Genomic DNA, 24,073 nt, shown 5'->3' on the forward strand with positions numbered 1-24,073 from the left:
ACCCACCAACAGCGCGCGGAAACTGTCAGAGGTGGGGCGGTGTGGGTGGGCAGGACCGTTGGCGCCATGGATGGGTTTACGGCGTGTCCTGACCACCCACACCGCCCCGCCATCCCACGGAATGCCGCTCCGGCTTTTGACGTTGACGTTGCTTTGGCCTGTAGCAGGTGCAGGGCTGCAAGCCCTGCCAGACAACCCCACCCTAGATGTCTGTCGGAGCCAACCCGTACCGCTCGGCGAAGCGCTTGCTGAAACTCGCCGCCGATCGATACCCCGCGCGTGCGGCCACCGTCTTCAGTGGCAGGTCCGTCGTGTACAGCAGCGTCATGCCATGTGCCAGCCGCGCTTCGGTCAGCAACTGCCGCAGGCTGGTGCGCTCGGCCGCCAGGCGACGGCGCAGGGTCGCGCCGCTCAGCGCGAACTGGTCTTCAACGTCGCGCGACTGCCAGTCCCGCGCTGGCTCGGCCGCGATGCGGTCGCGGATCTGTTCGCCCAGGCTCGGTGCCTGCGGCAGCAGCAGGTTGCCGTGGCCCTGCCGGCACCACGCCAGTACCAGCTCGGCCAAGGCCAGCCGTGCGTCGCTGTAATGCCCATCCTGCAGCGCCTGGCGCCAGCGCCGCAGCACCGCGCCGTGGTCGTCCAGGCGTGGCTGCGCGATCGCATCGCCAGCGGCCGGCAACGCTTCGCTCCACAACGTGCGCGCCGCGCCCAGCACTTCCGCACACAACGGCACGATGGCACTGAGGTAACGGCCGGTGCCCGCATCGGGCGTGTTGACCACATCGATCCGGCAGCGCTGGGTGAACAACAGCATGTCGCCGGCGTGTGCGGTCAGCGACTGGTGCGCCGTGCGTACCTGCTTGCTGCCTTCCAGCAGGATGACGAACTGCGGTTGTGGAATGTCCACCGAGCTGGCGCCGTGTTCGCGGCGCGCGGTGATGCAGGCATAGCCTTCGGCGCGGTCGCAGCCGGCCAGGCTGGCCATCTCCGCCAGCAGGGCGACGGCCGGTGGCAGCATCGCGGTCATGACAGGTGGGCTCCCAGCAGTCTGCCAATGCCGGCGGCGGCGGCCATCGCCAGTGCGCCCCAGAACATCACCCGCACGGCACCGCGCACCGGCGGCGCACCACCGGCACGGGCGGCCATCGCGCCGGTCAGGCACAGGCCGAGCAGGGTGCTGGCGGTGGTGGCCACGGTGACCTGCGCGGCGCTGGAGAACAGGGCGGTCAGCACCGGCAGCGCCGCGCCGCAGGTGAAGGCACCGGCCGAGGCGAGGGCGGCCTGCAGCGGGCGCGCGCGCAGGGTGTCGGTAATGCCGAGTTCGTCGCGCGCGTGCGCGCCCAGTGCGTCGTGCGCGGTCAGCTGTTCGGCCACCTGCCGGGCCAGTGTCGGCTCCAGGCCCCGATGGCGGTAGATCGCGGTCAGCTCGTCCAGTTCGCTGTGCGGGTCTTCGTGCAGTTCGCGCATTTCCACTGCCAGGTCGGCCGCTTCGGTGTCGGCCTGGGTCTGCACCAACACGTATTCGCCGGCGGCCATCGACATGGCACCGGCAACGGTGCCGGCCACGCCGGTGGCCAGGATCGTGCTGGTTGAGGCACCGCTGGCGGCCACGCCGACCACCAGGCCGGCCACCGAGACGATGCCGTCATTGGCTCCCAGTACGGCGGCGCGCAGCCAGCCCACGCGATCGGCGCGGTGCAGTTCCGGGTGTCGTGAATGGCGGCTCATGGCCTGAGTGTACGGGGGTCAAGAGGTCGTCGGTAGGATGCTGAAACCCGTCACCGTCGCATGCTGCGAAGGGCCACCACGCTATAGTGCGCCCTTGCGATGGAAGGCCCCCAGCCCCACATCCCCTGCCACTGTCCAGCGAGTCCTCCCCTTGTCGAGCCCCAGCCACGTCGCCGATACGCCCATTACCGACCGCTCGGAGCTGGTCGAGGTGCTTGCCTCCGGCGAAAAGCCCCGTGCGCAGTGGCGCATCGGTACCGAACACGAGAAGTTCGGGTTCCGCCTGGACGACCTGCGCCCGCCGACCTTCGAAGGCGAGCGTGGCATCGAAGCCCTGCTCAACGGCCTGACCCGCTTCGGCTGGGAGCCGGTGCAGGAGAACGGCAACACCATCGCCCTGCTGCGTGACAACGCCTCGGTGACGCTGGAGCCGGCCGGCCAGCTGGAACTGTCCGGCGCGGCGCTGGAAACCATCCACCAGACCTGCGTGGAAACCGGCACCCACTTGAATGAAGTGGCACAGGTGGCCGGCGAACTGCAGCTGGGCTTCCTCGGCATGGGCTTCCAGCCGAAGTGGCGCCGCGATGAAATGCCGTGGATGCCCAAGGGCCGCTACAAGATCATGCGTTCGTACATGCCCAAGGTCGGTTCGCTGGGCCTGGACATGATGACCCGCACGTCCACCGTGCAGGTGAACCTGGATTACGCCACCGAAGCGGACATGGTGAAGAAGTTCCGCGTGTCGCTGGCGCTGCAGCCGATCGCCACCGCGCTGTTCGCCGATTCGCCGTTCACCGAAGGCAAGCCGAACGGCTACCTGAGCTACCGCTCGCACATCTGGACCGACACCGACGCCGACCGCACCGGCATGCTCGACTTCGTGTTCGAGGATGGCTTCGGTTACGAGCGTTATGTCGACTACCTGCTCGACGTGCCGATGTACTTCTCCTACCGCGATGGCATCTACCACGACGCCAGCGGGCAGAGCTTCCGCCATTTCATGCAGGGCAAGCTGCCGGTGCTGCCGGGTGCGCTGCCGACGCTGCGTGACTGGTCGGACCACATGACCACCGCCTTCCCGGAAGTGCGCCTGAAGAAGTACCTGGAAATGCGCGGCGCCGACGGTGGCCCGTGGAGCCGCCTGTGTGCGCTGCCGGCGTTCTGGGTGGGCCTGCTGTACGACGACACCGCGCTGGATGCCGCCTGGGACCTGGTGCGTGATTTCAGCCTGGCCGAGCGCCACGCGCTGCGCGACGGCGTGCCGAAGCATGCCATGGGCCTGCCGTTCCGCAACGGCACCGTGCGCGACCTGGCCCGCGAAGCGGTGAAGATTTCCGTGGAAGGCCTCAAGCGCCGCGCCGCGCGCAATGCCGATGGCCAGGACGAAAGCAAGTTCCTGGACGTGCTGCAGGAAATCGTCGAGTCGGGCCTGACCCCGGCCGAGCGCAAGCTGGCGCTGTTCCATGGCCGCTGGCATGGCGACGTGGACCCGGTGTTCCGCGAGTTTGCTTATTGATCGCGTTGCGTGGCCGCCGGGCATGGCCCGGCGCTACCGGCCCTTGCCATGAGCCAGTTCATCTTGTTCGAGCAGAATCCTGCCGCAGAGGGAACAGGGCGGGATGAAATGGCGTCAGCGCGGAACAGTGACTTCCTGGCTGGGGTTGCCGACCTCTACTTCCCTGGGGCGGAACAGGTAGTCAGTTGCGCCGCAGTTGCCGGGGATGCCAGTGATCTGATCAACGACGTCTACCTGCGCATCAGATCCAACTCGGATGTGGAAGGCTCGCGTATCGCCCGGCTGGTGAAGCGTGCGTTCGAGATGAACATCGGGTTCGTGTTCTGGGCTGGATCGGACTACAGGGATCTGCCCGCCATAGGGTCCTGTGCGGACTTTCTGCAGGCGCTGGCGGAGCAGGCAGAGCAACAGCCCGCTGACGTCTTCATGAAATACATTCCGCATTGTGCCGGCAGTGGCGGTTGATTTGACTGGCCTGACCGTGTCAGCCGGTTGTGCGCCATGAAAAAACCCCGGCATTGCCGGGGTTTTTTCGTTCCATGACTGTGGCGATCAGGCCTTGATCGTCGCCATGTCGATCACGAAGCGATAGCGCACATCGTTCTTCGCCATGCGCTCCCAGGCCTGGTTCACGTCCTTGATGTTGATCACCTCAACATCGCTGACGATGCCGTGCTCGGCACAGAAGTCCATCATTTCCTGGGTTTCGGCCATGCCGCCGATGGCCGAGCCGGTGACGTGCTTGCGGCCGAAGATGACCGTGCCACCCATCAGCGGCGGGTCCAGTTCGGTGATGACGCCGACCAGGCACATGGTGGCATCGCGCTTGAGCAGGCTCATGTACGGGTTGGTGTCATGGCTGACCGGCACCGTGTTGAGCAGGAAGTCGAAGCTGTTGGCGTGCGCCTTCATCTGCTCGGCGTCGCGCGAGACCAGTACTTCGTCGGCGCCCAGGCGCTTGGCGTCGGCACCCTTTTCCGGGGTGGTGGTGATCATCACCACGGTGGCGCCCATCGCCTTGGCGAACTTCACGCCCATGTGGCCGAGGCCACCCAGGCCGATCACGCCCACCTTCTGGCCCGGGCCGACCTTCCAGTGGCGCAGCGGCGAGTAGGTGGTGATGCCGGCGCACAGCAGCGGTGCGGCCGCCTTCAGGTCCAGCTTCTCGGACACCTTCACCACGAAGCGCTGCTCGACCACGATGTGGTCGGAATAGCCGCCCATGGTCAGCTCGCCGGTGTTGCGGTCGTGGCTGTTGTAGGTATAGGTCGGGCCCTTTTCGCAGTACTGCTCCAGGTCGTGGTCGCAGGCATCGCAATGGCGGCAGGAATCGACCATGCAGCCAACGCCGGCGAAATCGCCGACCTTCAGGGTGGTGACGGACGGGCCGACTTCGACCACGCGGCCGATGATCTCGTGGCCCGGCACCATCGGGTACTCGGCGCCGCCCCAATCGTCGCGGGCCTGGTGCAGGTCGGAATGGCAGATGCCGCTGTACAGCACTTCGATGCGGATGTCGTTGGCGCCGACGGCGCGACGTTCGAAGGTGAAGGGCTCGAGCGGGGCGGTGTTGGTGCGCACCGCATAACCATGGGCGAGGGACATGGGGAATCCTTGGCGGGGTTTGTCGAAAGGCGCTTTACAATACGCCCCTCGTACCGGCCTACAAAGCCCGGATATCGGCATGATTCATCAAGGCAGACTGCACAATGGCCTCTGACAATCTCTCCCACCTGGCCGCCTTCGCCGCCGTGGCCCGCCACCGCAGCTTCCGCAAGGCCGGCGGCGAGCTGACCCTGTCGACCTCGGCGGTGAGCTATGCGATCCGCGCGCTGGAAGAGCGGCTGGGCGTGGGCCTGTTCCACCGCACCACCCGCAGCGTGGCCCTGACCGAGGCCGGGCAGCGCCTGCTGGACAGGCTGCAGCCGGCGCTGGGCCAGGTGCATGACGCGCTGGAAGAAATGAACCAGTTCAGGGACAGCCCGACCGGCCTGCTGCGCATCAACGCGGCCCGCTCGGCGGTGCCGAACCAGCTTGGCCCGCGGCTGACCCGCTTCCTGCGCGCGCACCCGGACGTGCGCCTGGAGTTGACCGAGAACGACGGGCTGGTGGACATCGTGGCCGAAGGTTTTGATGCCGGCGTGCGCCTGCACGAGTTCGTGCCCGAGGACATGGTGGCGGTGCCGTTGGGGCGGGCGCTGCACGGCATGATCGTGGCCTCGCCTGAGTACCTGCGCCAGCACCCGGCGCCGCAGCATCCGCGCGACCTGCTGCAGCACGAATGCATCCGCTTCCGCTTCGCCAGCGGGCACCTGTACAAGTGGCAGTTCGACCGTGATGGGCAGTCGCTGGAAATCGATGTGCGCGGGCGGCTGACGCTGAGCGAGCAGACCACCATCATCCGCGCGGTGCTCGATGGGTTCGGCCTGGCCTACGTGCTGGAAGATGCCGCGCGCCCGCACCTCGAGGCCGGGACGATGGTGGCGGTGCTGCAGGACTGGAGCGAACCGTTTCCCGGCTTCGTGCTGTATTACCCGAAGCAGCGGCAGATGGCGTCGGCGCTGCGAGCGTTCGTGGATATGCTGCGGGAGTGATGCCGTGCCGCCCAACGGTCGGCACCCACCGTGGATGGCCGGGGCCGCTCACTCCACCAGCGCGTCGTACCCCAACCCGACGAACTGGATCAGGCAGAACCCATGCCCGAACGGATCGGCCAGCACCGCCAGCCGTCCCCAGCGCCGCTCGCTCACCGGCAGTTCGATCACCGCGCCTGCAGCCACCGCGCGTGACAGCGCGACGTTGATGTCTTCCACCACCCAGTCCAGGTGCAACGGCGTCCAATGCCGCTCGAAATCGCGCACGTCGCCCTCATCGGTAGCCACGCTGCCGTCGTCGCTCTGCAGCAGGTACAGCGGGGTGGGGCCGCCGAGCAGTTCCAGCGCGCCCGCCCCCAGGCGGCGGCCGGCATGCAGGCCGAACGCTGCAACGTAGAACGCTTCGGCAGCGGCCAGGTCGGGCACATCGATGTTGACGATGAAGGTGCGGGCGGGGGAGTCCATGGCAGGGGTCTGCGGAGGCCGGTTGCACGCAGTCTAGACCTGCTGGAGCACGCTGCGGGTTCATCTGCCGGGTGAATTCAGGCAAGGTAGGTGGCTCCCCATGAAAAGGACATCCATGAGCAGATTGACCGACATCGAACAGGCGACCGGCCAGGCATTCCCGCCGCTGTTCCAGCAGCTGCATGACGCAGGTCGGTTGAGCTGGGGTGGCAGCCATCCGCAGTGGTCCGAAACGGTGTTCCCCACGCTGCAGGACGACCCGCCGGTGCTGCTGTATGCGCAGGAATACGAGCCGCTGGAGCACGACGAGCTGCTGGAGGCGTGGCAGGAGCTCACGGCCGAGGAACACTACAATCCCCTGCGCGCGGACCTGCAGCTGCTGCCGTTCGCACGCACCGGGGCAGGTGACAGCTACTGCTTCTGGACCAATGCCCCCGGCTTTGACGAGCCGCCGGTCGTGCTGGTGTGGCATGACGATGATCGTGCCGATGTTCTGGCCGCCAACTACCAGGACTTCGTGTTCCGCAAGATGGTTGAAGCGGTGGCCGAATATGAGCGGCCGTACTCGCTGCTGTCGCATGGCGAGCTGGCTGTGAACCTGCAGCGCTGGTTGCAGAACCACCAGCCGGTTCTGCGCGCCGACCAGTACGCGGCAGTGGCGGCGCTGTTCGCGCGCGAGGGCGAAATTGCTGAAGGCGATATCACCGATGACGACGTGCAGGCGCTGGTACAGCAGGTGATCGGCTTCCCGCGGCTGGACGAGTCGTTCGCCTACGTGCGCGAGGACGCTTGAAGGCATGGGGTCAGATCCGCGCCTGGCGCGGCTCTGACCCCATGCCCGGTCAGCCCGCGACCGGGTAATCCAGATACCCTTCGCGGCCGCCGCCGTAGTAGGTATCGCGATCGGGGGCGGCCAGTGCGATGTCCTGCTGCAGGCGCTCGACCAGATCCGGGTTGGCGATGAACGGCTGGCCGAAGGCGGCGATGTCGATCGTGCCTTCATCGACCAGGCGCAGCGCGTACTCACGGGTCATGCCGCCGGCCAGCAGCACGGTGCCGCCATAGGCCTGCTTGAAGGCCTTCAGGAATGCCTCGCCGATGGCGCGCTCGCCGTGCAGGTAGTTGTCATTCAGATGCACGTAGGCCAGCCCGCGCTTGCCCAGTTCTTCGGCCAGGTACAGGTAGCTGGCCTCGTTCTCGGCATAGGCCGGCATGTCGAAGACCTGGCTGTTCGGCGCCAGGCGCACGCCGACGCGGTGCGCGCCGATGCGCGCGGCCATCGCATCCACGGTGTCCAGGATCAGCCGTGCGCGGTTGCGCAGCGACCCGCCGTACAGATCCTGCCGATCGTTGGTGAGCGGGTTGAGGAACTGCTCGAACAGGTAGCCATTGGCAGCATGCAGTTCGATGCCATCGAAGCCGGCGGCGATGGCATTCTCCGCGCCGCGCACGAAGTCGCTGACGATGCCCGGCACTTCCTCGGTGCGCAGGGCGCGCGGCGGGGTCGGGTCGACGCGGCCGCGGCTGCCATCGTCCAGGTACACGAACGCGAAGTACCTCGGATCGCTGCCCACCGCACGCGTACCGGCGCTGACCGGCTGGCCGCCGTCGGGCTGCAGCGAGCTGTGCGACATGCGGCCGACGTGCCACAGCTGGGCGAAAATGGTGCCCTGCGCCGCGTGCACGGCGTCGGTCACCAGCTTCCAGCCCGCCACCTGTGCGTCCGACCAGATGCCGGGCACATCGACGTAGCCCTGGCCCTGCGGCGACACCGGCGTGCCTTCACTGATGATCAGGCCGGCACTGGCGCGCTGCTGGTAATACTCGGCGGTCAGCGCGTTGGCCACGGCGCCGGGGTTGCGCGCGCGGGTCATCGGCGCCATTGCGATGCGGTTGTGCAGCGGGGTTCCCGCCAGGTCGAAGGGGCGGAACAGCAGGTCGGTCATCTCGGTCATCTCGGTGTGGGGGAGGGCGCCCGCGGCGCCATGCACACAGGATGGAGTTGACATCGAGGCACATAAAGAGCTTCGATTTCCCATTTGGCGGGACATCATGTCCCCAATGGAGGCTGCAGATGCTGCCCGTGGAATCCCTGAACGGACTGGTGACCTTCGTCACCACGGCCCGTGCCAGCACCTTCACCGAAGCGGCCGAGGCGCTGGGCATCTCGCGCTCGGCGGTGGGCAAGGCCATCGCGCGGCTGGAGGCGCGGCTGGGCGTCCGCCTGTTCCACCGCACCACGCGGCGCATTTCGCTGACCACCGACGGCGAGGCCTACTACGCCTCGTGCGCGGCCGCGCTGGATGAGATCTCCGCCGCCGAGGCCTGCCTGGGGTCGGCCGCGCACCTGCCCAGCGGGCGCCTGCGCATCGACATGCCCTCGTCGTTCGGCCGCCTGGTGGTGATGCCGGTGCTGCTCAAGCTGTGCCAGCAGTACCCGGACCTGCAGCTGACGGTGACCTTCACCGACCACTTCGTCGACCCGATCGAGGAAGGCATCGACCTGCTGATCCGCTTCGGTGGACTGCAGCAGGCCGAGCACCTGGTGGCGCGCCGGCTGGGCAGCCAGCGCCTGGTCACCTGTGCGGCGCCGTCCTACCTGCGGGCGCACGGTGTGCCGCGCAACGTGGACGAGCTGCGCCAGCACCGCAGCATCGTCGGCTACCGCCATGGCCAGCCGATGGCATGGCGGATCGGCCCGGACGGGGAGGGCGGCACCTTCATTCCCTCGGCCACCCACCAGCTCAACGATGGCGACGCGGTGATCGACGGTGCCATTGCCGGGCTCGGCATCTGCCAGATGCCGGTCTCGCTGGTGCGGCGGCACCTGCAGTCCGGCGCGCTGCAGTCGGTGCTGGACGACTGCATGCAGCGGCACATCGAGATCCACGCGCTGTGGCCACCCACCCGCCACCTGCGGCGGAAGGTGCGCTACGTGGTGGATGAGCTGACCCGGCTGGCGGAAGAAGGTCGGTTCGATTGAGCACACGGCATCACTAGTTCACGATCCGGGCGGACGTATATTCGCCGTCCTGTAGCGCTTGAAGTACCTCAGTCAGGAGCGCAATCACGTTGCGCCCATGGGGCGGTGACGAAGTAGGCCGCCAAGCTGTCGATGGCCGGTGCAATGTCGTCTCGCCACGGCGGGCGCTGCGTTCGATCAGCAAACGACCCGACGAGATGGGCCGGTGGCATCGAGAGGCCAGCCGATAGAAGCTGTTTCCCTGATCGGCTGGAAAGGCTGGAGACCTGATGCGGGCACTGGTAGGCACGGCGCCCGGACGGAGGGCATGGGGACTTTCGCCATGTTGATGGGCGCAGGGGCGTCTTCCAGAATCCGATCAACCCCCGGGTGCTGTGCAGCCAGCCACAGCGCGCAGGGCCACGCTGGAACAGCGATGAGCCACGGGCCGGGTGCGTGCAACCGACAAGGAGGACAGCATGGAAAGACATGAATTCGAGGTGCGGCTGGATCGCCTGGAGCGCCGGGCACGTCGTGGGCATTTGCTAGCGGTGTCGATGTTCGTACTGGGTGCGTCGCTGGCGTTGGTCGGCACCAGCATGGCGACGCCCGATGCGGGCGTGGCGAAGGAGCTTCGGACCTACAAGTTGACAGTGCTCGACAGCGAGGGGCGCACGCGGGTGCAGATTGCCGAGGACGCCAGTAACATCGGCCGCAACTCGCGCGCGACCGGCATGACGATCTATGACGCAAAGGGGGATGAGCGCGGTGGCATTGGCACCATGGCAGATGGCAGTGCGGTGATGGCGCTGGATGCGCCGGTGGGCGTGGGCTACAAGGTGCGCGACCGTGCCGGCATGAGGGTTGCTGCCGACGGAACGGCGTTGATCACTGCTTTGTCCAACGAGGGCAGTTTTGCGGCCAGCCTGATCGCACAGGGCAGCCAGGGGCGGCTTGAGCTGAGCCGCAAGGACGCCACCGAGGGCGAGATCAGCACCCGCGTGCTGACCTTCGATAACGACGCCACAAAGGTCCAGAAGGCGCCGTAATGCAGTGGCCGCCGGCGTGGTAGATGCGCGAGCCGGTAACCGCCATGCGATCGAGCTCTGCGGGCTTCTCGTTCCTGGCGGGCAGAGTAACATCTGAATCTATTTATGATTCGCTAATGTTCTTGGCTGCGAAAGGTCCTGCCGTGTGCAGGATCGGCTGGGTGTGTATACTATCCCCCAGTATAGTTCCGCAGGTGGCCGCCATGCCGCATTCCCCCGAAGAGAAGAAGAAGGTCCTGGCCCGCGTGCGCCGCATCCGCGGCCAGTGCGATGCGCTGGACCGCGCGCTGGAGGCGGGCGCCGACTGCGGGCCGGTGCTGCAGCAGATCGCGGCCATCCGTGGCGCGGTCAACGGGCTGATGTCCGAGGTGATGGAAGCCCACCTGCGCGAGGAATTCGGCCAGCCGGCCACCTCCGATGAACAACGCGCCGAACGCGTGCGCGAGATGAGCGGGCTGATCCGCTCGTACCTGAAATAAACAACGGCGCAACATAGCGCCGCCCATCCTGTTACTGCCTGTCTTTGGAGAGTCCGCCATGAAATCCCGTGCCGCCGTCGCCTTTGGTCCCGGCCAGCCGCTGCAGATCGTCGAGATCGACGTCGCCCCGCCGAAGGCTGGCGAAGTGCTGGTCAAGATCACCCACACCGGTGTCTGCCACACCGATGCGTTCACCCTGTCCGGCGATGACCCGGAAGGCCTGTTCCCGGTGGTGCTGGGCCATGAAGGCGCCGGCATCGTGGTGGAAGTGGGCGAGGGCGTGACCAGCGTCAAGCCGGGCGACCACGTGATTCCGCTGTACACCGCCGAGTGCGGCGAATGCCTGTTCTGCAAGAGCGGAAAGACCAACCTGTGCGTGTCGGTGCGCGCCACCCAGGGCAAGGGCGTGATGCCCGACGGCACCAGCCGCTTCAGCTACAACGGCGAGCCGATCTACCACTACATGGGCTGCTCGACCTTCAGCGAGTACACCGTGGTGGCCGAAGTCTCGCTGGCCAAGATCAACCCGGACGCGAACCCGGAACACGTCTGCCTGCTCGGCTGCGGCGTCACCACCGGCATCGGCGCGGTGCACAACACCGCCAAGGTGCAGGAAGGCGACAGCGTGGCCGTGTTCGGCCTGGGCGGCATCGGCCTGGCAGTCATCCAGGGTGCGCGCCAGGCAAAGGCCGGCCGCATCATCGCGGTGGACACCAACCCGTCCAAGTTCGAGCTGGCCCGTGAATTCGGCGCCACCGACTGCATCAACCCGAAGGACTTCGACAAGCCGATCCAGCAGGTCATCGTTGAAATGACCACCTGGGGCGTGGACCACAGCTTCGAGTGCATCGGCAACACCAGCGTGATGCGTGCGGCGCTGGAATGCGCGCACCGTGGCTGGGGCCAGAGCGTGGTGATCGGCGTGGCCGGTGCCGGCCAGGAGATCTCCACCCGTCCGTTCCAGCTGGTCACCGGCCGCAAGTGGATGGGCACCGCCTTCGGCGGCGTCAAGGGTCGCAGCCAGCTGCCGGGCATGGTGGAAGACGCGATGAAGGGCGATATCGAGCTGGCCCCGTTCGTGACCCACACCATGGACCTGGACAAGATCAACGAAGCCTTCGACCTGATGCATGAAGGCAAGTCGATCCGCTCGGTCGTCCATTACTGAGCCTGGGCATGGGCTGGCTGGATGCCCTGCGCCGGCCGCGTGCGGAAGACCCGCGCGCGGCCCTGGTCGCCCCGATCGAGCAGGCGCTGCGCGCGCTGGGCTGGGTCGAGGGCGAGGTCGGCGCGCCGCGTGCAGTGGATTCGCCGTTCGGCATCGATGAGATGCCGTTCGAGCACTGGCTGGCGCAGGTGTTCCTGCCGCGCCTGCACGAGGCGCGCGCCGATGGCCGATGGCCGCCGCGCAGCGACGTGGCGGTGGCGGCCTTGCGCAACCTGGACGGCCAGCCCGGCGTCGAACCACTGCTGCAGCTGCTGACCCGGCTGGACGCAACGATCAACACAGGCGCGCGCTGACGCGCCGCGCAGGAGACCACCATGGAACGCATCGAACACCGCGCCTGTTTCGGCGGCTGGCAGGACGTCTACCGCCACCACTCGGCCACCCTGGGCTGCGACATGCAGTTCGCCGTGTACCTGCCGCCGCAGGCGGCCACGCAGACGCTGCCGGTGCTGTACTGGCTGAGCGGCCTGACCTGCACCGAACAGAACGTCATCACCAAGGCGGGTGCGCAACGCTACGCCGCCGAGCACGGCGTGATCCTGGTGGCGCCGGATACCAGCCCGCGCGGCGATGACGTGGCCGATGCCGATGGCTATGACCTGGGCAAGGGCGCCGGTTTCTACCTCAACGCCACCGAACAGCCTTGGGCGAAGCACTACCGCATGCACGACTATGTGGTGCAGGGGCTGCCGGCGCTGATCGAAGCGAACTTCCCGGCCAGCGATGCGCGCGCGATCAGCGGCCATTCGATGGGTGGGCATGGTGCGCTGGTGCTGGCGCTGCGCAACCCGGGCCGCTACCGCAGCGTGTCGGCGTTCTCGCCGATCGTCGCGCCCAGCCAGGTGCCGTGGGGCCAGAAGGCCTTCACCGCCTACCTGGGCGACAACCCGGCCGACTGGGCGCAGTGGGATGCCACCGCGCTGGTGGCCGATGCCAGCGAGCGCCTGCCGCTGCTGGTCGACCAGGGCGATGCGGATGAGTTCCTGCAGAACCAGCTGCAGCCCGAACGCCTGCAGCAGGCCTGCGATGCCGTCGGCCACCCGCTGACCCTGCGCCTGCAGCCGGGCTATGACCACAGCTATTACTTCATCGCCAGCTTCATCGGCGAGCACATCGCCCACCACGCCCGCGCGCTGCACGCCTGACCTGTAGAGCCGAGCCCACGCTCGGCTGGCCTTCGGTAGAGTCGAGCTTGCTCGACTGGGCAGCAGAGCAGCCGAGCGTTGGCTCGGCTCTACGGAAGCAGCAGTCGAGCAAGCTCGACGCTACAGGTCGTCTTCTTCCGCTGCTTCACGGCCCTGCTGGCGGATCAGGGCTTCCTCGCGCGCATCGTTGATGGCGTGGCGCACGCTGTCCAGGTCGATGGTGGATTCATCGTGCACGAAGGTGCCGGTCAGCTCGCTGTCCGGCAGCAGGTTGCCCGCCTCGAACAGCGCCCACATTTCCTCGCCATACCAAGTGTCCAGCAGTTCGGGGGCGAAACGGCCCAGGTAGGCGGTGAGGTTGTTGACGTCCCGCAGCAGCATGCTGCGCGCGGCGTTGTTGCCGCCGGCACTGACCACCTGGGGGAAATCGATCACCACCGGGCCATCGGGACCGACCAGCACGTTGTACGGCGACAGGTCGCCATGGATCAGGCCGCAGCACAGCATGCGCACCACCTGGCGGACCAGGATCTGGTGGAACTGGCGGGCCTGTTCTGGCTCCAGCACCACCTCGCCCAGGCGGGCGGCGGAGAAACCGTCGGCATCGGTGACCAGCTCCATCACCAGCACGCCGTGGAAGTAGCCGTACGGCTCGGGCACACGCACGCCGGCATCGCGCAACAGGTACAGCGCGTCCACCTCGGTGTTCTTCCAGGCCGTTTCCTGCTGCTTGCGGCCGTACTTGCTGGCCTTGCCCACCGCACGCGCCTCGCGGCTGCCGCGCACCTTGCGGCCTTCCTGGTACTGCACGCGCTGCTGGAAGCTGCGCTGGGCCATGTCCTTGTAGACCTTGGCGCAGCGCACGTCGTCGCCGCTGCGTACCACGTACACGGCCGCTTCCTTGCCGCTCTTGAGCGGGCGAAGCACTTCATCGATCACGCCGTCGTCGATCAGCGCACGCAGTCCTTCAGGAGTTTTCACGGGGTCTCGGGGCGGCCGGCGCGGAGGCGCTTGCTGGGATGGGGAGGGATTTTCGCATTTACAGGTCGCGGCTGCCCAGCGGGAGTCGCCGGGCGGATCCGCCTTTTCCAAAGCGGATCACGCCGCAGCAGGCGTGTGCTGCGGTATGGTGCGCGCATACGGCCTTGCGGATGGGGGTAGTGCATGCCGGTAGTGCTGGCGCTGCTGTACCTGTTTTGCCACGGGTTGGTCGTGGCGTTCTGGCCTGGGACGGCCGGTGGCGGTTCGTTTGGCTTCCTGACCGCGGCCCCCTTGCTGGCCGCAGCCGCCTGCCTGTGGCGGGCGCAACGTGACCGGGCGGCGCTGGGGTGGCGTGCCACCGCGCTGGCCCTGCTGCTCTGGGCCGGCGGCATGGGTTTCAACATGCTCGATGCGCTCAGCGCCGGGCGGGCCAACATCACCCCCAGCGTGAGCCTGCTGCTGTATGTGCTGTATGGCGTGCCGCTGGTGTTCATCCTCGCCCGGGCCCGGCGCGAGCGCTGGACCATCAGCCTCATCGACGGCCTGATGGCCGCCCTGCTGGGGGTGCTGTTCTTCGTGCACACGCAGTCCTTCGCCGACCGCATCGACGTCGACGTGCGCGCGCTGGCCAACATGCAGCACATGTTCGACATCCAGAACCTGTGCATCGCCGCCTTCGCCGTGGTGCGCTGGCTGGCCGGCGATGTGCCGGAGCGGCGGGTGTTCTTCCGTGCGCTGGCCCTGTACGCGCTGGGCTACCTGCTGGTGGCGTTCTACATCAACCATTACACCGCCGAGCAGTCCTTCGGCGCCTACAACGATCTGCTGATCGACATGCCGTTCCTGCTGCTGGCCCTGCTTGCACTGCGTCAGGCGCCGGCCCGGGGCGTGGTGCTGCACCCGCGGCTGTCGCGGCTGTCGCGGCTGGTGCAGGCGGGTGGGCCGATGATCCTGCCTTTGCTGCTGCTGGTGGTCGGCACGTTGGTGGTGGACCACGCGCGGCCGCTGGCGCTGGCTGGGTTCGTAGTGGCCACGCTGGGCTTCAGCCTGCGCAGCACCCTGCTGCAGATCGATCTGCTGGAACGCCAGGCCGGGCTGGACCAGCTGGCGCGGCAGGATGGCCTGACCGGCGTTGCCAACCGGCGCCAGTTCGACACGGTGCTGCAGGCCGAGTGGAACCGCGCCCGCCGCAGCGGCACCGAGCTGGCCCTGCTGCTGGTGGATATCGACCACTTCAAGGCGTTCAACGACCAGCACGGCCACCCGGCGGGCGACCGATGCCTGCGCGCCGTGGCGGCCGTGCTGCAGGCCACCGCGGGGCGCGCGGCCGACAGCGTGGCGCGCTATGGCGGCGAGGAATTCGCGGTGATCGTGCCGGGCAGTCCGCTGTCGGGCGTGCTGGCGCTGGCCGAGCGGCTGCGCCTGGCAGTGGAAGCGTTGAGCCTGCCCGAAGGCCCGGTCAGCATCAGCATCGGCGTGGCTTACCTGCACCCGCCGGCCACGGCCAGCGCCGACCAGCTGCTGGCCGACGCCGATGCCGGGCTGTACGCCGCCAAGCGTGCCGGCCGCAACCAGGTGACCCTGCACGCCCGGGTGCTGGACGATGAGAGTGGCGAAGAAGGCGTGATCGACTGCTGAGGCGTTGCCGGCCTGGCGGTCAGACAGGCCTGGCAACGACGCCGGGTCTGTGCGTGGCGTGTCAGTCGGCCGTGAGAGTGATCTCGGCAATCTTGACGTCGTTTGCATCCCGCGCCAGCGCGATGATCTCCGCAGCGGTCATGCCGTTCACATCATCCTTGATGGGCACGATCGACGGATCCGGTTTGCCGACGAGATCGTAAGCGCTCTTCACGCCGCGCATGTTGAGCTTGAGCATCGCGACGGCCAGCACCGCCTGTTCGGCAGGAGGCAGGGCATCGATCATGGCCGCGAAGCTGCTGCTGGCCGCTTCATCACTGCTCGCGTCGATGCGCGGCACTTCCTTGGCGATGGCGCTGCCGGCACACATTGCCAGGAGCAGGCCGGTACAGATCAGGGTCTTGCGCATGACAGCTCCTTGTCTCGGTTGATTGGACCACAATAGCGGCCCGGCACCGTGCGGGCAACGTGGGCGATGTCAGCCGCCGCGCGTCTCCACCAGCACCGGGCACGGCGCGTGGTCCAGCGTCCACTGCGCCACCGAGCTGTCGAGCAGCCGCTGCAGCCGCGACAGGTGGCGATGGCCGATCACGATCAGGTCGGCCCCCAATTCGCGCGCCTGGGTGCTGATCACTTCGCCCGGATCGCCCGCCGGCAGCAGCGGGCGGGCATCGATGCCGCGCTCGCGCAGCTGTGCGATGGCGTCCTGCAGCAGGCCCTCGGCCTTCGCCTGCTGGCGCACCGCGGCGGGGTATTCGCGGCGGTCGGCGTCGCCGGCATCGGTGGGCAGGGCAAACTCCGGGTCGATCACGCAGAGCAGGTGGATGCGGCTGCGCGGCCCGGCAACGTGGGTGACCAGATCCAGCAGGGCGTCGTGCTGGGGGCCGCCATCGAGGGCGACCAGCAGGGTGGTGAACATGGGGAGGCTCCTTGGCAGGCGGTGATGGTCGCCCATGCCGCGCCGCGCACCCATGCCGTGCGGCGCAGGCAATACCTGCACGGGATGCAATCGACTTTGGCCAAGGGTGTCGTAGAGTCACTCCATCTGCTGGAGACTGCCATGCCCTTGCCTGACCTGAACCTGCTGCTCGCGCTGGATGTCCTGCTGGACGAAGGCAGCGTCGCCGGTGCGGCACGCCGGATGAACCTCAGCGCCCCGGCCATGAGCCGTACCCTCGGGCGGATCCGCGAGGCGCTGGGCGATCCGGTGCTGGTGCGGGCCGGCCGCGGGCTGGCGCCGACCCCGCGCGCGCTGGAGCTGCGCGAACAGGTGCGTGATGTGATCGAGCAGGCGCACCGGGTGTTCCATGATGGCCGCGAAGTGGACATCCAGACCCTGGAGCACACCTTCAGCATCCGCGCCAACGATGTGTTCATCGGCAGCTACGGCGGCCGCCTGCGCGAGGTGTTCCGCCAGCAGGCGCCACGCTGCACGCTGCGCTTCATGCCTGAAGGCGATACCGACGATGATGCGATGGTGCAGGGCCGGATCGACCTGTTCATCAGCACTGCCGGCAAGCATGCACCGGAGACCAAGGTGCAGAACCTGTTCACCACGGCGCTGCTGGGTGCGGCCCGCGAGGATCATCCGTTGTTCGACGGGGACATCACCGCCGAGCGTTTCGCCGCCTGCGACCACATCGCCGTCTCGCGGCGGGGCATCGCCCATGGTCCGATCGATGATGAGCTGGCGCAGATGGGCCTGGCCCGACGGGTGGCGATGGTGATCCCCACCTTCCATGGCGCGATCTTCGCAGCGGCCGCGTCGGACCTGGTGCTGCCGCAGATGCCGAGCGTCATGCTCGATCGCATCGCTTACATGGGGCTGCCGCTGCGCATGTTCCCGCTGCCGGTATCGGTGCGCACGGTTGCCCTGGTGCAGGCCTGGCACCCGCGCATGGACAACGACCCGGCACACCGCTGGCTGCGCCGCGCGATCAAGGCGATGTGCGACGCTGACGCCGTGTAGAGCCTGAAGGCGTGCCGACCAACGGTCGGCACCTACCAGAATCGGCATCCGCCCGGATACGTGCGTCCCACGCACGGGTGGCATCGCACCCACGCCATTTTCCGCAGCAGTGGGCCTGCCTAGACTGCGCTCCCCACAGTCACCGAGCGCACGCCATGTCGCTTCACCTGCCGTGCGCCGCACGGATCGGCCGGCACCGATGAGCGCGGTCGCCTTGCCCCGGGCTTCGGCCGGGCCCTCTGCCCCCGCCTTCGACCGTCGCATCGTGGTGGGCCTGTGCGGCGTGCTGCTGGTGGTGCTGGTGTCGGGTTTCAACGAGAACATCACCAAGGTCGCGCTGGCCGACATCCGCGGCGCGATGGGCTTCAGCGTCGATGACGGCAGCTGGATCATCAGCGTGTACAGCGCGATGTCGGTCAGCGCCATGGCCTTCGCCCCCTGGTGCGCAGTGACCTTTTCGCTGCGCCGCTTCGCCCTGGTGATGATCGCCGCCTTCATGCTGCTGGGCGTGCTGTGCCCGCTGGCCCCGAACCTGCCGACCTTCCTGCTGCTGCGCGGGTTGCAGGGCCTGGCCGGTGGCGCGCTGCCGCCGCTGCTGATGAGCGTGGCGCTGCGCTTCCTGCCACCGGGCATCAAACTGTACGGCTTGGCCGGCTATGCACTGACCGCCACCTTCGGCCCAAGCATGGGCACGCCGCTGGCCGCGCTGTGGGTCGAGCACGCGGGCTGGCAGTTCGCGTTCTGGCAGATCGTGCCGTTCTGCGTGGCCGGCATGGCCATGGTCGGCTGGGGACTGCCGCAGGATCCGCTGCGGCTGGAGCGCTTCGCCCAGTTCAACGGCGTGGGCCTGGCCCTGGGGCTGCCCGCGCTGGTGATGCTGGTGCTGGGCCTGACCCAGGGCGCGCGCCTGAACTGGTTCGATTCACCGCTGATCACGGTGCTGCTGGGCGGTGGCGGCGGCCTGCTGGTGCTGTTCTTCATCAACGAATGGTTCCACCCGCTGCCGTTCTTCAAGCTGCAGTTGCTGGCCCATCGCAATCTCAGCTATTCGCTGGTGACCTGCATCGGCGTGCTGTTCGTGCTGCTGGCGGTCATCTCCATTCCGTCCGGCTACCTGGCCAGCGTGCACGGCTACCGACCGCTGCAGACCGCACCGATGCTGTTGTGGGTCGCGCTGCCGCAGGTCATCGCGCTGCCACTGGTGGCCACCCTGATGAACCAGCGTGCGGTGGATTGCCGCTGGGTGCAGGCGACGGGGCTGGCCCTGCTGGCCGCCGCCTGCTTCATCGGCGCGCACCTGGACGTGCAGTGGAACCGCGACAACTTCCTGTGGGTGCAGCTGCTGCAGGTGGTGGCGCAGCCGATGGCGGTGCTGCCGCTGCTGCTGCTGGCGACCACCGGCCTGGCACCGCAGGACGGTCCGTTCGCCTCGGCCTGGTTCAACACCGTCAAGGGTTTTTCCGCGGTGTTCGCCGGCGGCGTGCTCGATGCGGTCGGGCAGTCGCGGCGCCACCTGCATTCCACCGCGCTGGTGGACCACCTGGGCAACCAGCCGTGGCTGCCGGCCAGCGCCGATCTGCCCGCGCGGCTGCACGCCCAGGTACAGGCGCTGACCTCGGCCGACCTGTACTGGCTGGTCGCGCTGGTGGCCCTGGGCTGCCTGCCGCTGCTGGCCTGGGCCACCCGCGTCCATCCGCCACGTGCCGTGGCCTGACCCCCTTCGCAAGGAATCCCCCATGACCGTCAACAAGACAACCCTCAACACCGGCCTCGCCCTGGGCGTGCTGGCCCTGGCCATCGGCGGCTGGCTGCTGCTGCGCGACGGCCGCTACCAGCGCACCGACAACGCCTACGTCAATGCTGATTTCACCGTGGTCGCACCGAAGGTGGCTGGCTTCGTCAGTAGCGTCGAGGTGCAGGACAACCAGGTGGTGAAGGCCGGCGACGTGCTGGCCCGCATCGACGACCGCGACTACCAGGTGGCGTTGCAGGCGGCACGCGCTGATCTGGCCAATGCGCGCGCGCAGCTGGCCAATGCGCAGGCTGCGCTGGCCCAGCAGGGCTCGCTGATCGAGCAGGCCCGGGCCAGCGTCGATGTCAGCCGCTCCGAGCTGACCCTGGCCAGCGCCGACCAGCAGCGCTACCGCGAACTGGCCCGCGATGGTGCCGGCACCGTGCAGAACGCGCAGCAGGCGCAGTCGAAGCAGGCCGTGGCCAGCGCGCACGTGCAGCAGGGCCAGGCCGCACTGAGCACCGCCCGCCAGCGCACCGGCATCCTCGCTGCCGGCGTGCAGTCGGCGCAGGCCGCCGTGCAGCGCGCCGAAGCGGCACAGGCACGCGCGGAGCTGGACCTTTCCCACACCGAGCTGCGCGCGCCCATCGATGGCGTGGTTGGCCGCCGTGCGGTGCGCGTGGGTGCTTACCTCACGCCGGGCACGGCAGTGGCGGCCGTCGTGCCGCTGCAGCGCGCCTTCGTGGTCGCCAACTTCCAGGAAACGCAGATGACCCGCATGCATGCCGGGCAGCCGGTGGAGCTGACGGTGGACGTGTTTCCCGGCACGCGGCTGCATGGCCACATCGACAGCATCGCCCCGGCCACCGGCGTGACCTTTGCCGCCGTTGCGCCGGAGAACGCCACCGGCAACTTCACCAAGGTGGTGCAGCGCATCCCGGTGAAGATCGTGCTGGAGCCGGGCCAGCCGCTGGCGGAGCAGCTGCGCGCCGGCATGTCGGTGGAGGCGCGCGTGGACCTGCAGGGCGGGGAGGGCGCATGAGCGCGCATCAGGTGGCGAAGACGCTGGCCAGCGCGGCACTGTGCCTGGCCGTGGCGGCCTGCACGATGGGCCCGGACTTCGTAAGGCCGCAGGCCCAGCTGCCGGCACAATGGCAGGGTGAAGCCGTGGCCACTGCGACCATCGACGACGATGCGGCGTGGTGGGCAGGCTTCGATGATCCTTTGCTTGGGCAGCTTGCGCAGCAGGTGCTGCAGTCCAACCTGGACCTGCAGCTGGCCGCCAACCGGGTGCAGCAGAGCCGCGCGGCGCGTGGCATCAGCGCGGCCGACCGGCTGCCCTCGGTGGCGGCCAGCGCCAGCGGTGTGCGCGCACGCAACAGCGAGGTCGGCCTGAGCGATCCCTCCGGCAATGCGGGCCGCGAGGACTTCGGCCTGTTCCAGGCCGGCATCGGCCTGAGCTGGGAGCTGGACCTGTGGGGCCGCGTGCGCCGCCAGGTGGAAGCGGCCGACGCCCGCGTGCAGATGGCCGAGGAGGACGCGCATGCGGTGCGCATCGCGCTGCTGGCCGAAACCGCGCGCTCCTACCTGCAGCTGCGTGCGACCGCGCAGCTGCTGGCGATCACCGAGGACAACCTGGGCATTGCCGCCGACATCCAGCGCCTGACCGAGGCGCGGCAGCGCCAGGGCGTGGCCAGCACGCTGCAGGTCTCGAGCGCCGCGGCGCAGGTGGCCGCGCTGCAGGCGCGCATCGCCCCGCTGCGGCATCGCCAGTCGCAGCTGCGCAATGCACTGGCCTTCCTGCTGGCCAGCCCACCGCAGGCACTGGATGCGCAGCTGCAGGACGTGCGTGCCGATTGGCCGGTGCTGCCGGCGGTGGCGGTGGGGCTGCCCAGTGAACTGGCCGAACGCCGTCCGGACATCCGCCGCGCCGAAGCAGCGTTGCATGCGGCCACCGCGAACATCGGCGTGGCCAAGGCCAGCTTCCTGCCGCGCATCACCTTGAATGGCGATGCCGGTTTCCAGGCAAAGCAGCTGGATGACCTGGACGGCTGGGATGCACACCGTTTCAGCATCGGGCCGTCGATCGGCCTGCCGATCTTCCAGGGCGGGCGCCTGAAGGCCAACCTGGCGCTGAGCCGCCTGCAACAGCAGCAGTCGGCGCTGCAGTTCCAGCGCACGGTGCTGCAGGCCTGGCATGAAGTGGACGATGCCATCGACGGTTACGCGGCCGAGCAGCAGCGCAGCACGCAGCTGCAGGTGGCCGTTGCGCAGAGCGAAACCGCCCTGGGCGCCGCGCGCCGGCAGTACCAGGCGGGCGTGGTCGATATGCTGGATGTGCTGAGTACCCAGCGCATCGCGCTGGACAACCAGGCGGCGCTGGCCAACAGCCAGGCCACGGCCGCCATCGCCCGGGTGGAGCTGTACCGCGCGCTGGGCGGTGGCTGGCAATGACATGAAAACGCCGGGCATGGCCCGGCGAAGGCGGGGGCCTCAACGCACGTCGCGCAGTTCCCAGTGGTGGCCGGCCAGCAGCCGCAGGCGCTGCTTGAACACGTCGCTGTCGATGCGGGTGGTGGCCACCAGGTTGATGCGCAGGTCCTTCTGCTCACCGGTAACGGTGGCGTCCGGGTCGGTCACGCCCCACTGCGGTTCCACCGCATCCGGGTCGGGCTGCTTGGCCTTCCAGCGTTCGAACAGGGTGCCGCTGCGCAGGGCGTCCTGCAGCTCCTCGGCGAAACCGCCGGCGCTCTGCGAATGGAAGGACAGGTCAGGGTCGTTGCCGCGGGCCTTGGACGGGTCGGGCAGGCTGATGTGGTACTGCGCAGGCATGGTTCGTCTCCTTGAGGTGCGGCAAGGCTGGCACAGCCGCAGTGCAATGCTTGTGTACGCCACAACGGCTTATTCGAAGCGATGCGGCCCGTCGGCGAAGCCCACCGTCACCGCGCCCTTGCCGACGTTGACCATGCCGGTCAGGCTCATCACCGATTCGTACACGGCCACCGCGTGGCTGGCGCAGACGTCCTTCATCTGCGCATAGCCGGGCAGGGCCCGCAGTTCCTCCAGTTCGCCGCCGTAGCTGACGCACACGGTCGGGGTCATCAACCCACTGCGTACGCGCTGGCTGACCACGCCGAACAGCTTCTGCACGGCGTTGTCGAAGCCCTTGATCTTGGCCACCGGACCGGTTTCGCCACGGTAGCCGTGCAGCACCGGCTTGATGTCCAGCGCACTGCCCAGCGCCGCGCTGAGCAGGCCGACGCTGCGGTCGCCCTTGTGGCGGGCGCGGGCGCGCATGTAGTACAGGTCGCGGGTGACCATGTAGCCGTGCACGTTGCCGGACAGTTCTTCCAGCCGTTCGCGGATCTGCTGCACGCTGGCGCCACTGTCGCGCAGGCGCACCGCTTCCACCGCGGTCACCGCCTGGGCCGCGAACAGGTTCTGGGTATCCAGCACGCGCAGCGCGAATGGCGAGTTGTAGCCCGCGGCCTGGCGCACCGGCTTGTAGTCGTTGAGGATGGCGAAGCTGGCCTGCAGCGCGTTGTCGTGGATCGGACTGCGCGTCTTGGTGATGGTCATGCAGAACACGTGGTCGTAATCGATCACCAGCTGCTGCAGGAACAGATCGCGGATCTGGTTGACGCTGAAGGGGATGGTTTCGGCTTCGGCGCCATGTTCGGCCACGTGGGCGTGCAGGAAGCTGAGGGTGGCCTGCTCGTCACGGTGGTCGGCCAGCACCGCTTCGCCGATCCGCACGGTGATCGGCAGCAGCACGATGTTGTGCTCGGCAATGAAATCCTGCGGCAGGTCGCAGGCCGAATCGACGACGATTCCGATGCGCATCCGGCTCCCCCTCCAGGGCGGTTGTAGGTTCGGAATGTGAAAGCTATCGCAATTTTATCCGGGGCGCGCGAGGGAATCACGCCACGTCCTGTTCAGCGACTGCGCTGCGCCGCCACTGGAAGCGTTATCACGGCCTGCCAGTCCGGACGCTGCAGCAGGCCGGGGTCGGCCAGCACGGCGGCCATCATCGGGTGGGCATCGTTGCCCCAGAACAGTTCCCCATCGATGGACAGGGTCGGTACGCCGAAAATGCCACCGTCGATGGCCGCTTCGGTATTGCGGCGCAGCTGCTCCTTCACCGCAGGCTCGGCGCAGGCCGCCTGCACGTCGCTGATGCCCAGCCGCGCCGCCGGAATGCGCAGCGTCTCGGCACTGTCACCGGCATTGCCCTCGCGCCAGATCCAGTCGAACAGCACGTCCACCGCCCGGGGGCTGGCACCGGCGGCCAGGCACAGGCGCAGCGCGGCCAATGGGTTGAACGGATGGGCGGGCGGGAAGCGCAGTGGCGTGCCTTCGGCCTGTGCGGTCCACAGCAGCTGCCGGTAGATGAAACGGCGCTTGGCCGGAATCTCGGCCGGGCCCAGGTTGCCCAGGTGGTGCAGCACCGCACCGAAGGCGATCGGCACCGGCTGGATGGCCGCGAACTGCGGCAGCTGCTTGACCTTCTGCCAGTGCAGGTAGGAATAGGGCGAGACGAAATCGAAATACCAGCGCAGGGTCGGCATCGGCGGATTCCTCAGGCGG

Annotated in this window: 26 protein-coding genes; 15 read left to right on the forward strand and 11 right to left on the reverse strand. The window is 68.0% G+C overall.

Annotated elements, in window-relative coordinates; all coding sequences use genetic code 11:
- Positions 1–202: 202 nt before the first annotated feature.
- Together IAE41_RS03370 and IAE41_RS03375 are read right to left on the reverse strand one after the other, a co-directional pair.
- Positions 203–1,027: a helix-turn-helix transcriptional regulator gene (locus IAE41_RS03370; RefSeq protein ID WP_200732093.1), complete on the reverse strand. Its 825-nt coding sequence runs from the start codon at positions 1,025–1,027 to the stop codon at positions 203–205.
- Entirely contained in the window at positions 1,024–1,728 is a 705-nt protein-coding gene (locus IAE41_RS03375; protein ID WP_200732094.1) for a VIT family protein, read from the reverse strand. The genes IAE41_RS03370 and IAE41_RS03375 overlap by 4 nt, the downstream gene beginning before the upstream one ends.
- A gap of 151 nt (positions 1,729–1,879) precedes the next feature.
- On the opposite strand from IAE41_RS03375, the gene IAE41_RS03380 reads away from it, so the two are divergent.
- Entirely contained in the window at positions 1,880–3,244 is a 1,365-nt protein-coding gene (locus IAE41_RS03380; RefSeq protein WP_200732095.1) for a glutamate--cysteine ligase, read from the forward strand.
- Positions 3,245–3,292: 48 nt separating this feature from the next.
- A complete protein-coding gene (locus IAE41_RS03385; protein WP_200732096.1) occupies positions 3,293–3,709 on the forward strand; it encodes a hypothetical protein in 417 nt (138 codons plus the stop codon).
- Between the two features lie 87 nt (positions 3,710–3,796).
- Here IAE41_RS03385 and IAE41_RS03390 read toward each other — a convergent pair whose 3' ends face one another.
- Positions 3,797–4,849 (reverse strand): NAD(P)-dependent alcohol dehydrogenase, encoded by a 1,053-nt coding sequence (locus IAE41_RS03390; RefSeq protein WP_108769985.1) that lies wholly within the window; start codon positions 4,847–4,849, stop codon positions 3,797–3,799.
- A 104-nt stretch (positions 4,850–4,953) separates the two neighbouring features.
- Here IAE41_RS03390 and IAE41_RS03395 point away from each other — a divergent pair, with 104 nt between their 5' ends.
- Positions 4,954–5,838, forward strand: coding sequence for a LysR family transcriptional regulator (locus tag IAE41_RS03395; protein WP_200732097.1), 885 nt, complete (start codon positions 4,954–4,956; stop codon positions 5,836–5,838).
- Between the two features lie 48 nt (positions 5,839–5,886).
- On the opposite strand, the gene IAE41_RS03400 is transcribed toward IAE41_RS03395, so the two are convergent.
- Entirely contained in the window at positions 5,887–6,303 is a 417-nt protein-coding gene (locus IAE41_RS03400; RefSeq protein WP_200732098.1) for a VOC family protein, read from the reverse strand.
- 115 nt (positions 6,304–6,418) lie between these two features.
- Here IAE41_RS03400 and IAE41_RS03405 point away from each other — a divergent pair, with 115 nt between their 5' ends.
- Positions 6,419–7,096, forward strand: coding sequence for an SMI1/KNR4 family protein (locus IAE41_RS03405; protein ID WP_200732099.1), 678 nt, complete (start codon positions 6,419–6,421; stop codon positions 7,094–7,096).
- 49 nt (positions 7,097–7,145) lie between these two features.
- Here the strand turns inward: IAE41_RS03405 and IAE41_RS03410 are convergent, their stop codons facing one another.
- Positions 7,146–8,249, reverse strand: a complete 1,104-nt coding sequence (locus tag IAE41_RS03410) for an alkene reductase (protein WP_200732149.1) — start codon at positions 8,247–8,249, stop codon at positions 7,146–7,148.
- Positions 8,250–8,377: 128 nt separating this feature from the next.
- Here IAE41_RS03410 and IAE41_RS03415 point away from each other — a divergent pair, with 128 nt between their 5' ends.
- From IAE41_RS03415 to fghA, 6 genes are all read left to right on the forward strand, one after another.
- Positions 8,378–9,286 carry a LysR family transcriptional regulator gene (locus tag IAE41_RS03415; RefSeq protein WP_200732100.1) on the forward strand — a complete coding sequence of 303 codons (909 nt, stop codon included), beginning with the start codon at positions 8,378–8,380 and terminating at the stop codon, positions 9,284–9,286.
- Between the two features lie 458 nt (positions 9,287–9,744).
- On the forward strand, positions 9,745–10,314 hold the full coding sequence (locus IAE41_RS03425) for a hypothetical protein (protein ID WP_200732101.1): 570 nt from the start codon (positions 9,745–9,747) through the stop codon (positions 10,312–10,314).
- Between the two features lie 203 nt (positions 10,315–10,517).
- Positions 10,518–10,793: a metal/formaldehyde-sensitive transcriptional repressor gene (locus IAE41_RS03430; RefSeq protein WP_079223297.1), complete on the forward strand. Its 276-nt coding sequence runs from the start codon at positions 10,518–10,520 to the stop codon at positions 10,791–10,793.
- 58 nt (positions 10,794–10,851) lie between these two features.
- Positions 10,852–11,961 (forward strand): S-(hydroxymethyl)glutathione dehydrogenase/class III alcohol dehydrogenase, encoded by a 1,110-nt coding sequence (locus tag IAE41_RS03435; protein ID WP_079223296.1) that lies wholly within the window; start codon positions 10,852–10,854, stop codon positions 11,959–11,961.
- An 8-nt stretch (positions 11,962–11,969) separates the two neighbouring features.
- The gene (locus IAE41_RS03440; RefSeq protein ID WP_200732102.1) at positions 11,970–12,314 is read left to right on the forward strand and encodes a YqcC family protein; all 345 of its coding nucleotides are present in this window, start codon (positions 11,970–11,972) and stop codon (positions 12,312–12,314) included.
- A 21-nt stretch (positions 12,315–12,335) separates the two neighbouring features.
- Positions 12,336–13,166 carry an S-formylglutathione hydrolase gene (gene fghA, locus IAE41_RS03445; RefSeq protein WP_200732103.1) on the forward strand — a complete coding sequence of 277 codons (831 nt, stop codon included), beginning with the start codon at positions 12,336–12,338 and terminating at the stop codon, positions 13,164–13,166.
- 120 nt (positions 13,167–13,286) lie between these two features.
- Here fghA and IAE41_RS03450 read toward each other — a convergent pair whose 3' ends face one another.
- On the reverse strand, positions 13,287–14,147 hold the full coding sequence (locus IAE41_RS03450; protein ID WP_200732104.1) for a PA4780 family RIO1-like protein kinase: 861 nt from the start codon (positions 14,145–14,147) through the stop codon (positions 13,287–13,289).
- 183 nt (positions 14,148–14,330) lie between these two features.
- Between IAE41_RS03450 and IAE41_RS03455 the strand changes: the two genes are divergently transcribed.
- Positions 14,331–15,785, forward strand: coding sequence for a GGDEF domain-containing protein (locus IAE41_RS03455; protein WP_200732105.1), 1,455 nt, complete (start codon positions 14,331–14,333; stop codon positions 15,783–15,785).
- 61 nt (positions 15,786–15,846) lie between these two features.
- Here the strand turns inward: IAE41_RS03455 and IAE41_RS03460 are convergent, their stop codons facing one another.
- Both IAE41_RS03460 and IAE41_RS03465 read right to left on the reverse strand, forming a co-directional pair.
- Positions 15,847–16,194: a hypothetical protein gene (locus IAE41_RS03460; RefSeq protein WP_200732106.1), complete on the reverse strand. Its 348-nt coding sequence runs from the start codon at positions 16,192–16,194 to the stop codon at positions 15,847–15,849.
- Positions 16,195–16,263: 69 nt separating this feature from the next.
- Positions 16,264–16,704, reverse strand: a complete 441-nt coding sequence (locus IAE41_RS03465; RefSeq protein WP_200732107.1) for a universal stress protein — start codon at positions 16,702–16,704, stop codon at positions 16,264–16,266.
- A gap of 141 nt (positions 16,705–16,845) precedes the next feature.
- Between IAE41_RS03465 and IAE41_RS03470 the strand changes: the two genes are divergently transcribed.
- The 4 genes from IAE41_RS03470 to IAE41_RS03485 all read left to right on the forward strand — a co-directional run bounded on the left by IAE41_RS03470 (position 16,846) and on the right by IAE41_RS03485 (position 21,940).
- A complete protein-coding gene (locus IAE41_RS03470; RefSeq protein ID WP_079223289.1) occupies positions 16,846–17,754 on the forward strand; it encodes a LysR family transcriptional regulator in 909 nt (302 codons plus the stop codon).
- Positions 17,755–17,953: 199 nt separating this feature from the next.
- The gene (locus IAE41_RS03475; RefSeq protein WP_200732108.1) at positions 17,954–19,468 is read left to right on the forward strand and encodes an MFS transporter; all 1,515 of its coding nucleotides are present in this window, start codon (positions 17,954–17,956) and stop codon (positions 19,466–19,468) included.
- Positions 19,469–19,490: 22 nt separating this feature from the next.
- Positions 19,491–20,528 carry an HlyD family secretion protein gene (locus IAE41_RS03480; protein ID WP_200732109.1) on the forward strand — a complete coding sequence of 346 codons (1,038 nt, stop codon included), beginning with the start codon at positions 19,491–19,493 and terminating at the stop codon, positions 20,526–20,528.
- Entirely contained in the window at positions 20,525–21,940 is a 1,416-nt protein-coding gene (locus IAE41_RS03485; protein ID WP_200732110.1) for an efflux transporter outer membrane subunit, read from the forward strand. The genes IAE41_RS03480 and IAE41_RS03485 overlap by 4 nt, the downstream gene beginning before the upstream one ends.
- Positions 21,941–21,979: 39 nt before the next feature.
- Here the strand turns inward: IAE41_RS03485 and IAE41_RS03490 are convergent, their stop codons facing one another.
- The 3 genes from IAE41_RS03490 to IAE41_RS03500 all read right to left on the reverse strand — a co-directional run bounded on the left by IAE41_RS03490 (position 21,980) and on the right by IAE41_RS03500 (position 24,054).
- Entirely contained in the window at positions 21,980–22,318 is a 339-nt protein-coding gene (locus tag IAE41_RS03490; RefSeq protein WP_079223285.1) for a hypothetical protein, read from the reverse strand.
- Between the two features lie 69 nt (positions 22,319–22,387).
- Complete coding sequence (locus tag IAE41_RS03495) at positions 22,388–23,329, reverse strand: DegV family protein (protein ID WP_200732111.1); 942 nt, start codon at positions 23,327–23,329, stop codon at positions 22,388–22,390.
- A 92-nt stretch (positions 23,330–23,421) separates the two neighbouring features.
- Positions 23,422–24,054: a DsbA family protein gene (locus IAE41_RS03500; RefSeq protein WP_200732112.1), complete on the reverse strand. Its 633-nt coding sequence runs from the start codon at positions 24,052–24,054 to the stop codon at positions 23,422–23,424.
- Positions 24,055–24,073 lie beyond the last annotated feature (19 nt).

The sequence above is a fragment of the Stenotrophomonas sp. S39 genome (assembly GCF_016624665.1).
In the GTDB taxonomy this organism is placed as follows: Bacteria; Pseudomonadota; Gammaproteobacteria; order Xanthomonadales; family Xanthomonadaceae; genus Stenotrophomonas.